Source organism: Cohnella sp. GCM10020058 (assembly GCF_042683485.1).
Classification (GTDB): Bacteria; Bacillota; Bacilli; order Paenibacillales; family Paenibacillaceae; genus Cohnella.
This window is the reverse complement of the sequence record NZ_JBHUJV010000009.1, coordinates 1-12,610: the sequence shown is the minus strand read 5'-3', so window position 1 is coordinate 12,610 and position 12,610 is coordinate 1. Positions and strand designations below refer to the sequence as shown.

Genomic DNA, 12,610 nt, shown 5'->3' with positions numbered 1-12,610 from the left:
TCGGGACTTTGCGGGGATTCCGGAAATAGACGAATGACCGAAAACCGGTTCGCCGTTCGTGCATCCGTACGAATTCGCCGTCCCGGAACCGAGGGGCAGATCCGTCTCTTTCAAAGCCCAAAACACAAGTCAACTATACCATAAGATTATTGGCAATGGAAAGCGCGCGGGGCGCCGTTCCGGGTCTTCGGCTTGCCTCCGCCGGGACCCGAACGGTATGGTCTTCTGTCCTGCGCCGGCGGCGGCGTAGAGCCCTTGGTCAGACCCGCCTTGCGAAGCACGTGAAGCACGCTGCGTTCCATCTCTATATAAGGAAGCGAGATCGCCGGCTTGCGCACGATCAGGATCATATCGGTGCCCTCGATGATGCGCGAACCGTTAAGCCGCACGATCTCCTTGATCATCCGCCGCATGCGGTTGCGTACGACGGCGCCTCCAAGCTTGCTGCTCACCGAAATGCCTAGACGATACAGTCCCGGATCCGGCTTGCGACGCCAGTAGACAACGAACTGCGAGTTCGCGAAAGATTTTCCGCTTCTATAGATACGGCTGAAGTCTTCCTTGTTTCGCAGCCGCAATTTTCTTTCCATCCTCATCCCTCATCGCCGGATTATGGACTGAAGTCCGTTCATCAGTTATTCCCGTATACATGAAAAAAGACCACCTCACGTGGTCTTTATCCTTAAGCGGACAATACTTTGCGGCCCTTTTGGCGACGAGCGGCGAGAACCTTGCGTCCGTTCTTCGAGCTCATCCGGCTGCGGAATCCGTGTACCTTCTTGCGCTTGTTCACATTCGGCTTAAATGTCGGTCCCACTTCTTGATACCTCCTAATATAGAGTAAACGGCATTGCCGTTCGATTGAAAGGCGATGCTTCGTTTCGCGTTAAATTCGATGTCCGTCTGCACGATCCCCATACGAATCCCTCGAATTCAAAAAGAACTCATATGTCCATTTATTAAACCATAAGAGGGCCCAGAAGTCAATGTAATCAAAGTTGGGCGGCTTCGAAAGATATTCACATGTGCATAAAAAGGGAGAGAAAAAAGACTCGTCCGCCATTTTGTCGAATCTCCGCACAGAATATCAACAATATCTTGTGTTGTGCACAGATTTCATCCACAAGTTATTGAAATTGTGGATAACGGGGCGAATTCCGTTGAATTAAGCGGGTTCATCTGCTATGATAAGTTCACCCATTCGACGTGGATAACGGCTGTTAAACCTCTTTTTATCAACACCCTGTGCATAAATCTGTGAACAAAATCCCTTCTTATGGACATCTCAATAAAGAATAAAGAGGAATTGTGTGGATAACTTGTTGCAAAGGACATCCTTCGACACCGCCGCCCTCCCTCTTGTCCGCTGACGGGTTAAAGGAGTGACTCCATGTGGACAGCCGTACGAACGAGATCTGGCAGCAGGTCTTGTCGGTCATCCAGACAAAATTAAGCAAACCGAGTTACGATACGTGGTTCAAAGCCACCAAAGCAAATTTCCTTAATGACGAGACAGTGGTTGTAACCGCTCCCACCACCTTTGCGGCGGAATGGCTGGAGAATAGGTACAAGAAGCTCGTCTCTTCGACGTTGGCGGACTATCTGGATCATCCGGTGGAGGTCAGGTTCGCAATCGAGGAATTTCGGTCGCCCGAGCCGCCTGCGCCGTTCCCCGCCGTTCCCGTCGTCAAGAACGCGGGACCCGAGGAACCGGTCGGTCATATGCTCAATCCCAAGTACACCTTTGACACGTTCGTCATCGGCGCCGGCAACCGCTTCGCGCATGCCGCTTCCCTCGCGGTCGCGGAGGCGCCGGCCAAGGCATACAATCCGCTATTCCTCTATGGAGGCGTAGGATTGGGCAAGACCCACTTAATGCATGCGATCGGACATTATATTCTGGAGCACAATCCGTCTTCGAAGGTACTTTATATCTCGTCGGAGAAGTTCACGAACGAATTCATCAATGCGATCCGGGACAACCGCGGCGAGAGCTTCCGCAACAAGTATCGCAACATCGACGTGCTACTGATCGACGATATCCAGTTCCTCGCCGGCAAAGACGGTACGCAAGAGGAGTTTTTCCATACTTTTAACGCGCTGCATGAAGAGAGCAAGCAGATCATCATCTCCAGCGACCGCACGCCCAAGGAGATCCCGACGTTGGAGGAGCGCCTGCGCTCGCGCTTCGAGTGGGGATTGATCACGGACATCCAGCCCCCGGACCTCGAGACGCGCATCGCGATCCTCCGCAAGAAGGCGAAGGCGGAGAACCTGGATATTCCCAACGAAGCGATGGCGTACATCGCGAACATGATCGATTCGAACATCCGGGAGCTCGAGGGCGCCCTTATACGAATCGTGGCTTATTCTTCTCTGACGAACCAGGACGTGTCGACGCACCTGGCCGCCGAAGCACTCAAGGACATCCTGCCGAACGGACGCAACCGCCTTATTACCATTCAGGATATCCAGCAGCGCGTGGGCGAATTCTATGGTCTTAAGCTTGAGGATTTCAAGGCGCGCAAGCGTACGAAAGCCGTCGCTTTCCCGCGGCAGATCGCAATGTATCTGTCCCGCGAGCTGACGGATTATTCACTGCCCAAGATCGGCGACAACTTCGGCGGAAGAGACCACACGACGGTCATCCACGCCCATGAGAAGATCACGCAGCAGCTGAAGGTCGATGCCGAGCTGTACAAGATTGTCGGCAACCTGACGGAGAAGATCAAAAATCTGACGTAAGCGGCACCCGATATCCACCTGTGGACAAAAATGCCGATTTTAAAACGTGAATAACGAAAAAACCTATGCACAACTCATACACATGTGGATAGGTTGTCGCTTTCGGCTTTTTTGGGCTTATCCACATATTCAGGGCCCCTACTACTACGACTATCTTTTTAGACCATACCATTAAGGCATATAGACGAGGTGATTCCGTTGAAATTGACGATATTGCGCACGGAGTTAAACGAGGCGGTACAAAACGTATCCAAGGCGGTATCCGCACGCAGCACGATACCGATCCTGAGCGGCATTAAAATCGATGTGAGCGATCGCGGCGTGACGCTGACAGCCAGCGACACGGATATTTCGATTCAACACTTTATTCCGCTTGAATCGGCAAGCAAGACGGTCGTGAAGGTGGAACGACCCGGGAGCGTCGTTCTTCCCGCCAAGTTTTTCGTCGAGATCGTCAAGAAGCTGCCGCACGAGGAAGTCAATCTTGAAGTCGGCGAACGGTTCCAGACGCTCATCCACTCAGGCGCGACCGAGATTCAGCTCGTCGGGCTTGATCCGGAGGAGTTCCCCGTACTTCCAATATTGGAGGAAGACCGCGTATTTTCGATCCCCGGAGATTTGCTGCGGTCCATGATTCGCCAGACGGTATTCGCCGTTACGACCAACGAATCCACGCCGATCCTGACCGGCGTGCTCTGGAGTCTCCAAGAGGGCGTATTCAAGTTCGTAGCGACCGACCGTCATCGGCTGGCCACCTGCAAAACCACCATCGACACCGATCCTGGGCTGAAGTTTGCAGGCGTGGTCATCTCGGGCAAGACGCTTAACGAACTTTCGAAAATCATTCCCGACCAGAACACCCTCGTCGACATCGTCGTCGCCGACAACCAGGTGCTGTTCAAAATTGGCGAGGTACTGTTCTTTTCCCGGATGCTCGACGGCGCTTATCCCGACACTTCCAAGATTATTCCGAGCCAGTTCAAAACAGAACTCGTCCTGAACACAAAATCGCTCAGCGACGCAATTGACCGTGCATACTTGCTCTCGCGCGAAGAAAAAACGAATATCGTTCGCCTGCTGACGACGGATGACGGCAATATCGAGATCAATTCCAGCTCCTCCGAACTCGGGCGCGTACAGGAGCATCTGGACGTTACAGATCTGACAGGCGAGCCCCTGCGCATCGCCTTTAACTCCAAATATATGCTTGATGTACTTAAAGTCGTGGATAGCGAGCAGCTGTACATCGGATTCAACGGTGCGATGAGCCCGATTATCTTCAAGCCGCGCGATCACGACAACAGTCTGCATCTCATTCTCCCTTACCGGACGACGAATTGAGGAGCGCCTCATGAAGGAAATCGAGATCTCGACCGAATATATCCAGCTTCAGCAGCTGCTCAAGCTGGGCGATTGCATCGGGTCCGGCGGCGAAGTGAAGCATTTCCTGCAGGAGACCGAAGTATTGGTTAACGGAGAAAAGGAAGACCGCCGCGGACGCAAGCTGCGACCCGGCGACGTCATCGAAGTGGCTGGCTGCGGCAGCTTCGCTGTCCGCGTCAAGTCGTAGTCTGCGCCGGTACGGCCGTCCCCGCACGTGCCGTTGCCGGACAGTCCAGAGAGGAAGTCCCGCATGCAGCTGAACAAGATCGCACTGCATGGCTACCGCAACTACGGCGAACTGTCGCTTGCGACGGCTGCAGGCGTCAACATCATCATCGGGCCCAACGCGCAGGGCAAGACAAACCTGCTGGAAGCCATCCACGTGCTCGCCCTTACCAAGTCGCACCGTACGTCCAAAGACCGCGAGCTGATCGGCTGGAACGAGCCTTCGGCCCGCATCGAGGCAGAAATTGAGCGCAAGCTTGGCAAAGTTTCGCTGGAGCTCCAGCTTTCCGCGCAAGGCAAAAAGGCGAAGATTAACGGTCTTGAACAGCGCAAGCTCAGCGCTTTCGTCGGCACGGTCAACGTCGTGCTGTTCGCCCCCGAGGACCTCGACATCGTCAAGGGCGCTCCCGGCATCAGGCGCCGCTTCATGGATATGGAGATCGGCCAGGTACATCCGGCTTATTTGCACGACTCCATGCAATATCAGCGAATCCTCCAGCAGCGCAACAATTACCTCAAGTCGACGGACGCCGCCAGGGCCTCTGCCGAAATGCTCGACGTATGGAACGAACAATTAGCAGCCTCCGGTGTTAAAATGATGCAGAGAAGGCAAAACTTTATTCATAAGCTGCAAGGGTGGGCTGAGAAGATTCACGCCGGCATCACCGCAGACAAGGAATCGCTGACCGTCGTCTACAAGCCCTCTCTCGCCGCAGAGGAAGGGACCTCGCCCCAAGATCAATCTTCTTTATTGCAACAATTTATGTTAAAGTTAACACAAGGCAAGGAACAGGAATTCCGCCGCGGCACGACGCTAATCGGTCCGCATCGGGACGATTTGGCGTTTGCCATTAACGGCAGGGACGTGCAGACATTCGGCTCGCAAGGCCAGCAGCGGACGGCGGCGTTGTCGCTTAAGCTGGCGGAGCTTGAGCTGATGCGCGAAGAGATCGGGGAGTATCCGCTGCTTCTCCTCGACGATGTCTTGTCCGAACTTGATCAGGAGCGGCAGACCCAGCTCATCGAGACGTTTCAGAACCGCGTCCAGACGTTTATCACGACGACGGGACTGGAGAGCGTCAACATGGCTCGGCTCAAGGATGCCGCTATCTATCATGTACGCGGCGGTACCGTGCTGCCCTAAGGCAGGGAATGTGGAGGGGCTCAATATGTACATTCATCTGGGCGGGGAGAAGATCGTCCGGACTTCGCAGCTCGTCGCGATCTTCGATATCTCGATCGAGCAGTCCTCGAAGCTGTCCAGGCAGTTCGTGGCGCAGGCCCGGAAAAACCGTATCGTGGAGACGATCGGCGAGGAAGATCCCAAGTCTATCGTCGTCACCGAGGAGAGAGTGTATTATTCGCCCATATCGTCTTCTACCCTCAAGAAGCGGGCGCATCATCTGGTCGATTTGTAGGAGCAGCGCGTCAACGTTAAGAAGGCGGTGGAAGATTTGTCCGTGAATTCGCAGCAGAACACTTACGATGAGAGTCAGATACAGGTACTCGAAGGGTTGGAGGCCGTCCGCAAGCGTCCCGGCATGTATATCGGGTCGACCAGCGGCAAGGGTCTCCATCACCTTGTCTGGGAGGTCGTCGACAACAGTATCGACGAAGCCCTCGCAGGCTACTGTACCCGCGTCGACGTCATTATACATGAAGACAATAGCGTGACCGTTATCGACAACGGCCGGGGCATCCCGGTCGGCGAGAACGTCAAGCTGAAGAAATCGACCCTTGAGGTCGTCATGACCGTCCTTCACGCCGGCGGCAAGTTCGGCGGCGAAGGCTACAAGGTGTCCGGCGGTCTGCACGGCGTCGGCATATCCGTCGTGAATGCACTGTCCGAGTGGGTCAGCGTTACCGTTAAGCGGGACGGCAAGATCCATCAGCAGGAGTATCGCCGCGGCGCGCCTCAATACGATCTCAAGGTCATCGGCGAGACCGAGGACACCGGCACGCAGACGCGCTTTAAGCCGGACCCGGAGATTTTCACTGAGACGACCGTGTTCGAATACGACGTGCTCGTCGGGCGGATTCGCGAGCTGGCGTTCTTGAACAAGGGCATCCAACTGACGCTCACCGACGAGCGGACCAGCATGCACGATTCGTTCAAGTACGACGGCGGCATCAAGGAGTTCGTCCAGTACTTGAACCGTACGCGCGAAGCGTTGCACGAGCAGCCGATCTACGTGGAGGGCACCAAGGACGCCATTGCGGTCGAGATTGCCATGCAGTACAACGACGGCTATACGGAGAACATCTATTCGTTTGCCAACAACATCAACACGCATGAAGGCGGTACGCACGAATCGGGCTTCAAGAGCGCGCTCACCCGTATCGTCAACGATTATGCGCGCAAGATGGGCTTCGTCAAGGAGAACGAATCGAATCTCACCGGCGACGACTGCCGCGAAGGCTTGACGGCAATTATCTCGGTCAAGATTCCGGAGCCGCAGTTCGAAGGGCAGACTAAGACGAAGCTCGGCAACAGCGAGGCGCGAGGCATCGTAGAGTCGCTCTTCGCCGACAAGCTGCTGGAGTTCATGGGCGAAAATCCGGCAGTGGCCCGCAAGGTCGTGGACAAGTCCCTTCAAGCGTCCCGGGCCCGCGAAGCCGCGCGCAAGGCGCGCGAGCTTACTCGCCGCAAGGGCGCTCTTGAAGTGAGCTCGCTGCCAGGCAAGCTGGCGGATTGCTCGTCCAAGGACGCTTCGATCAGCGAACTGTACATCGTCGAAGGCGACTCCGCAGGCGGATCGGCCAAGCAAGGCCGCGATCGTCACTTCCAGGCGATCTTGCCGCTGCGGGGCAAGATTCTGAACGTAGAGAAGGCGCGTCTGGACAAGATTTTGTCCAATGCGGAGATCCGGGCGATCATTACGGCGCTGGGCACCGGCATCGGCGACGATTTCGACCTCGCCAAGGCGCGCTATCACAAGATCATCATCATGACCGATGCCGACGTCGACGGCGCGCACATTCGTACGCTGCTCCTCACCTTCTTCTACCGCTACATGCGGAACCTGATCGAAGAGGGCTTCGTATACATCGCCCAGCCTCCGCTCTTCAAGATCGAGCGCAACAAGGTTGTCCGTTATGCGCAGTCCGAGGCCGAGCGCAACCAGATCATCGCCGAGTTCGGCGAAGGAGCTAAGGTCAACGTACAGCGGTACAAAGGCCTCGGCGAGATGAACGCCGATCAACTGTGGGATACGACGATGGATCCGGATAGCCGTACGATGCTTCAAGTACGTATTGAGGATGCGATCCGAGCGGACTTGATCTTCGATACGCTTATGGGAGACAGCGTAGAACCGCGTCGGGATTTCATCCATCAGTACGCCAGGTACGTCAAGAATCTGGACGTGTGAGGCTTCGGCACCCGCCGGGCGCAGCGATGCGTTCAGCGGGTGCTTTTTTTATGGTTCCGCTATCGTTTTCCGAGGCTGCGACGCTTGGACTTCGCGGAAGCGCGGGCGCTGCGGCGGAAGCGTCCATAGGCTGTGGCGTACTTGCGAATCCGCCGATACACGCTGCGATCGGGCAGCCGCAGGAAGATGTAAGGATCGGGCAGCGTGTTGACCTCCAGAATCCAGGGCTTAAGCGCCGTGTCGACCGCAACGTCGATGCCGATCTCCTTAAGCCCCGGAAAACGCTTGCCGAGCACCGAAGCGACGTCCTCCCCAAGCTTCGAAAGTTCCCTTCGATAGCTAAGGCTCGTTCGGCCTGCCTTTTCCAGATGTGCCTTCATCAGCGTCTCCATGGGCAGGGGGGTGCCGCCGGCATGGTAGTTGGTTACGATTCGGCGGGGATGCGCGAGTCTGCCGATGATACCGGTCGTCTTCCATTGACCGGCCGGACTCATCTGCACCATCACGCGAAAATCGAACCTGCGGCCATTCTGCTTCAACAATTCGATGCCCTGTTGGGACAGATAGGGGCGGGGCCGTTTTAATTTCAGCAGCGCGTCGTACATGTCGTCGAAGCTTGAAAAGGAAAGCTGCTTTTCGCCGGCCTGGAGCGTGTAGACTTCATCCGGTCCTATCAATTTGCCAAGACGGATGACGCCATTGCCGAAGGTTCCGTTCACCGGCTTCACGTAGATCATGCCGTATTCGCCCAGCATGTCGAGAACCGTGACCTTGTCGAATGGCCTGGTGTCCGGCACGAGACCACGCAGCTCCATCGATGCCAGCAGCGCTTCGGTTTTCGCCCATTTGCTGCTGATCCGCCTGATCGGCATCGGCGTTCACGCCACCTTTCGCGCCATCAATATGGTATAATGTTTTCATTCATCCTTTTTTAGAGTATGACGCTTCTGCCGTGGGTGACCATGGCGATTTGACAATAGTGCAGGGATATTGAAGGAGGATCAGCATGGCCGAAGAACAGCGTTCCCCCCTCCGCGACCGGGATATCGGCGTGGAGATGCGGGAATCGTTCATGGATTACGCAATGAGCATCATCGTCAGCCGCGCGCTGCCCGACGTTAGAGACGGGCTTAAGCCGGTACTTCGCCGTATTCTGTACGGGATGTCGGAGCTCGGCATGTCTCCGGACAAGCCGTTCAAGAAGTCCGCGCGTATCGTCGGCGACGTCATGGGTAAGTATCACCCGCACGGCGACTCTTCCATCTACCAGACGATGGTGCGGATGGCGCAGGATTTTTCGCTCCGCTACATGCTGGTCGAAGGTCACGGCAATTTCGGATCCATCGACGGCGACATGGCGGCAGCTATGCGTTATACGGAGTCGCGCCTGTCGAAGATCGCGATGGAGATGCTGCGCGACATCAACAAAGAGACCGTAGACTTCGTCCCCAACTACGACGGCGAAGAGCAGGAGCCGGACGTGCTCCCTTCGCGTTTCCCGAACCTGCTGGTTAACGGTACGACGGGTATCGCGGTCGGCATGGCGACCAACATTCCTCCGCACAACTTGACCGAGGTCATTAACGGTACGCAGGCGCTGATCAAGAATCCGGAACTGACGGCCCTTGATCTGATGGAGTACATCACCGGCCCCGACTTCCCGACTGCCGGCTTCATCCTTGGACGTCAAGGCATCCGGCAGGCTTATAGCACGGGACGCGGCTCGGTCACGATGCGCGCCCGTGCAGAGATCGAGGAGAACGGCGGCAAAGCCCGGATTATCGTCCACGAGCTGCCTTATCAAGTCGTTAAGGCACGCCTCGTAGAGAAGATCGCCGAGCTTGTGCGGGACAAGCGGATCGAGGGTATTACCGATCTGCGCGACGAGTCCGACCGCAATGGCATGCGGATCGTCATCGAGCTGCGCCGCGACGTCAATCCGAGCGTTGTCCTGAACAATCTGTACAAGCAGACGGCGATGCAGTCGACGTTCGGCATCAACATGCTCGCAATCGTGAACAAGGAGCCGAAGGTACTGAACCTTCGCGACATGCTCCATTACTATATTCAGCACCAGATCGAAGTCATCCGCCGCAGAACCGAGTATGATCTGAAGAAGGCGCAGGCACGCGCTCACATCCTCGAAGGCTTGCGTATCGCGCTCGACCATCTCGACGAAGTCATCGCGCTGATCCGCGCTTCGCAGACGACGGAGCATGCGCGCGAAGGGCTCATGACGCGGTTCGGCCTGTCGCACGATCAGGCACAGGCGATTCTCGAGATGCGCCTGCAGCGCCTCACCGGACTCGAGCGCGAGAAGATCGAGCAGGAGTACCAAGAGCTCATGCTTAAGATTGCCGAGTACCAAGCCATTCTGGCTGACGAGGGTCTCGTACTGGAGATCATCCACGACGAGCTTGAGGAGATCAAGCAAAAATTCGGCGACGACCGCCGTACGGAGATCACGACGAGCGACGAGGAGATTCTCGACGAAGACCTGATTCCGCGCGAGGACGTCATCATCTCGATGACGCATTCCGGCTACGTCAAGCGCCTGCCTGTCACTACGTACCGCAGCCAGCGACGCGGGGGCCGAGGCGTCGTGGGCATGGATACGAAGGACGACGACTTCATCGAGCGCCTCTTCGTATCCAATACGCATCAGTTCCTCCTGTTCTTCACGAACAAGGGACGCGTATTCCGCCTCAAAGCGTACGAGATTCCGGATTTGAGTCGAACCGCGCGGGGCACGCCGATCATCAACCTGATTCAGATCGAGCAGGGAGAGACGATCAATGCGGTCATACCGGTCGAATCGTTCGAGCCGAACCAATACCTGTTCTTCGCAACCAAGTGCGGTATTGTGAAAAAGACGCCGCTCGATGATTATGCGAACATCCGCAAGGTCGGCTTGATTGCGATCTTGCTGCGCGAGGACGACGATCTGATCGGCGTCAAGCTGACGGACGGCAGCCGCGAAGTTGTCATGGGCACGGCACAGGGCATGTCCATTCGCTTCTCCGAAGACGACGTCCGCTCGATGGGACGCTCCTCCACCGGCGTGAAGGGCATTCAGCTGGACGAAGGCGACGAAGTCATCGATATGGATATCGTCGATCCCGAGCAGACCGTGCTGATCGTTACCTCCAAGGGCTACGGCAAGCGTACGCCGCTGAGCGAGTACCGCACGCAGACCCGCGGCGGCAAGGGCATCAAGACGCTGAACGTCACCGACAAGAACGGTGCGATCGTCAGCCTCAAGGTCGTTCAAGACGAAGATGACTTGATGATCATGACTTCTGGCGGCACGTTGATCCGTATGAGCATGTCCACGATCAATACGATGGGCCGGATCACCCAAGGCGTCAAGCTGATCAACATCAAGGACGAAGACGCCGTAGCGACGGTAGCGAGAGCCCCGCGCAACGAAGACGATGAAGAAGATACGGAGGAGTCGGAAGGCGCAGGCACCGAAGGCGTCGAAGATTCCGAATAATGGACGCGATCTAAGGGGAGGAAGACGTCGTGGCTGTGCTGCCGATATCGCAAGTACAGACGGGAGATCTATTGCTGCGCGAAGTGCAGACGTCATTCGGCAATATGCTGTTTCCGGAGGGACGTACACTCAGCGCGCGCGATCTTGAGATTCTGCAGGCGTACCTCATCCCGGACGCGGACATTAAGAGAGCGGGTCTTGAGGAGTCCGATCTGCTCGAGGCCGAGGAAGACAAGTCGGTGCCGCTCTCCTCGCTTCACCAGAACTTTCTGAAGATGGAGCGGCTGCTGAAGCATACGTTTCAGATGATGGGTCCGGGACAGAAGCTGCCGATCTTCGAGATTCGCGGCGGACTTAAGGACCTGTTGGATCACATCGACGAATATCACGTGCTGACATTCGTACCGCCATACGACGCTGCTGCGGAGCCTTGGATCCGCGGCAGCGTATTGACGTCGCTGACAGGATATCAGCTCGCCAAGTGGATGAAGCTGCCGGAGAAGGACTGGGTAGCAGTAGCGCTGTCCGGCCTGCTGCACGATATCGGCAACACGCGTATCGACTCAACGATCCTGCGCAAGCCGGGACGGCTCACAACAGACGAGCTGACGGAGATGCGGCAGCATACCGTCTATGGTTATAAGCTGCTAGAGGGCGTTACTTCGCTTAACCAGGGGATTATCCTGACAGCGCTGCAGCATCACGAGCGAATCGACGGCAGCGGCTATCCGATGAAAGCGACAGGGGAGAAGATACATCCGTACGCAAAGATCGTAGCGATCGCGGATATGTATCATGCGATGACGTCCGCTCGCGCCTATCGTACGGCCCAATCGCCGTATATCGTTCTGGAGCAGCTGCAGAAGGAAGCGTTCGGCAAGCTGGACCCATTGATGATCCAGTGCTTTATTGAACGCAACACGCAGTTTCACAACGGCATGCTTGTCCAGTTAAACGACAATAGGGTCGGGGAGATCGTCTTCACCGATCGGGCGAATCCGACGAGACCGATGGTGTCGATCTTCGGGGACATCGTGAATCTAGCCAAGGATCGCAATCTCTACATTACAGCGGTGTATTCATCCTGAGGGATGCAACAAAGAAAGAGATTGGACGAGTTAGAAGTCCGATCTCTTTCTTACTATATAAGCCTTCTGTTAGCCGTGTATGATGCATAAGTCTTGCAAAATGAGGGGGGATTGTCTGAAATAATATTCCTGCAAACAATTATTAAAAAAGGTGTTGCAATCGCCTAGGCGCCTGTGATATATTATTCAAGTCGCCGCTGAGAGGCCGCCGAGAACGAGGCCGAGAGCGAAGACGAGATTGCTCCTTGAAAACTGAACATCGAGCGTTAAAACAAACGGACGCTGAAGCCTTTCGAGGCGGA

At 55.9% G+C, this 12,610-nt stretch carries 11 protein-coding genes; 8 read left to right on the top strand and 3 right to left on the bottom strand.

The window, feature by feature from the left end:
• Positions 1-146 precede the first annotated feature (146 nt).
• Together rnpA and rpmH are read right to left on the bottom strand one after the other, a co-directional pair.
• Positions 147-590 carry a ribonuclease P protein component gene (gene rnpA / locus ACFSR7_RS15645; RefSeq protein WP_378163087.1) on the bottom strand — a complete coding sequence of 148 codons (444 nt, stop codon included), beginning with the start codon at positions 588-590 and terminating at the stop codon, positions 147-149.
• A 92-nt stretch (positions 591-682) separates the two neighbouring features.
• Positions 683-817, bottom strand: coding sequence for a 50S ribosomal protein L34 (gene rpmH, locus ACFSR7_RS15640; protein WP_090116863.1), 135 nt, complete (start codon positions 815-817; stop codon positions 683-685).
• A 575-nt stretch (positions 818-1,392) separates the two neighbouring features.
• On the opposite strand from rpmH, the gene dnaA reads away from it, so the two are divergent.
• The 6 genes from dnaA to gyrB all read left to right on the top strand — a co-directional run bounded on the left by dnaA (position 1,393) and on the right by gyrB (position 7,724).
• Entirely contained in the window at positions 1,393-2,745 is a 1,353-nt protein-coding gene (gene dnaA, locus ACFSR7_RS15635; RefSeq protein WP_378163085.1) for a chromosomal replication initiator protein DnaA, read from the top strand.
• Positions 2,746-2,943: 198 nt separating this feature from the next.
• The gene (dnaN, locus tag ACFSR7_RS15630; protein ID WP_378163083.1) at positions 2,944-4,086 is read left to right on the top strand and encodes a DNA polymerase III subunit beta; all 1,143 of its coding nucleotides are present in this window, start codon (positions 2,944-2,946) and stop codon (positions 4,084-4,086) included.
• Between the two features lie 10 nt (positions 4,087-4,096).
• Positions 4,097-4,315: a S4 domain-containing protein YaaA gene (yaaA, locus tag ACFSR7_RS15625; protein ID WP_378163081.1), complete on the top strand. Its 219-nt coding sequence runs from the start codon at positions 4,097-4,099 to the stop codon at positions 4,313-4,315.
• A 63-nt stretch (positions 4,316-4,378) separates the two neighbouring features.
• Positions 4,379-5,497 (top strand): DNA replication/repair protein RecF, encoded by a 1,119-nt coding sequence (gene recF / locus ACFSR7_RS15620; RefSeq protein WP_378163079.1) that lies wholly within the window; start codon positions 4,379-4,381, stop codon positions 5,495-5,497.
• Positions 5,498-5,522: 25 nt separating this feature from the next.
• Positions 5,523-5,771, top strand: a complete 249-nt coding sequence (gene remB, locus ACFSR7_RS15615; RefSeq protein ID WP_090116868.1) for an extracellular matrix regulator RemB — start codon at positions 5,523-5,525, stop codon at positions 5,769-5,771.
• Positions 5,772-5,813: 42 nt separating this feature from the next.
• Positions 5,814-7,724: a DNA topoisomerase (ATP-hydrolyzing) subunit B gene (gene gyrB, locus ACFSR7_RS15610; protein WP_378164598.1), complete on the top strand. Its 1,911-nt coding sequence runs from the start codon at positions 5,814-5,816 to the stop codon at positions 7,722-7,724.
• A 59-nt stretch (positions 7,725-7,783) separates the two neighbouring features.
• On the opposite strand, the gene ACFSR7_RS15605 is transcribed toward gyrB, so the two are convergent.
• Complete coding sequence (locus ACFSR7_RS15605; RefSeq protein WP_378163077.1) at positions 7,784-8,596, bottom strand: YheC/YheD family protein; 813 nt, start codon at positions 8,594-8,596, stop codon at positions 7,784-7,786.
• Positions 8,597-8,730: 134 nt separating this feature from the next.
• Between ACFSR7_RS15605 and gyrA the strand changes: the two genes are divergently transcribed.
• Together gyrA and ACFSR7_RS15595 are read left to right on the top strand one after the other, a co-directional pair.
• Positions 8,731-11,220 carry a DNA gyrase subunit A gene (gyrA, locus tag ACFSR7_RS15600; protein WP_378163075.1) on the top strand — a complete coding sequence of 830 codons (2,490 nt, stop codon included), beginning with the start codon at positions 8,731-8,733 and terminating at the stop codon, positions 11,218-11,220.
• A gap of 29 nt (positions 11,221-11,249) precedes the next feature.
• Positions 11,250-12,308: an HD-GYP domain-containing protein gene (locus ACFSR7_RS15595; protein ID WP_378163073.1), complete on the top strand. Its 1,059-nt coding sequence runs from the start codon at positions 11,250-11,252 to the stop codon at positions 12,306-12,308.
• The last annotated feature ends 302 nt before the right edge of the window (positions 12,309-12,610 follow it).

Bases quoted from the DNA above. Each gene is read 5' to 3' on its own strand.
- yaaA (WP_378163081.1), top strand. From the start codon at position 4,097: ATGAAGGAAATCGAGATCTCGACCGAATATATCCAGCTTCAGCAGCTG.
- rnpA (WP_378163087.1), bottom strand. From the start codon at position 590: ATGGAAAGAAAATTGCGGCTGCGAAACAAGGAAGACTTCAGCCGTATC.
- remB (WP_090116868.1), top strand. From the start codon at position 5,523: ATGTACATTCATCTGGGCGGGGAGAAGATCGTCCGGACTTCGCAGCTC.
- recF (WP_378163079.1), top strand. From the start codon at position 4,379: ATGCAGCTGAACAAGATCGCACTGCATGGCTACCGCAACTACGGCGAA.
- gyrA (WP_378163075.1), top strand. From the start codon at position 8,731: ATGGCCGAAGAACAGCGTTCCCCCCTCCGCGACCGGGATATCGGCGTG.
- ACFSR7_RS15605 (WP_378163077.1), bottom strand. From the start codon at position 8,596: ATGCCGATCAGGCGGATCAGCAGCAAATGGGCGAAAACCGAAGCGCTG.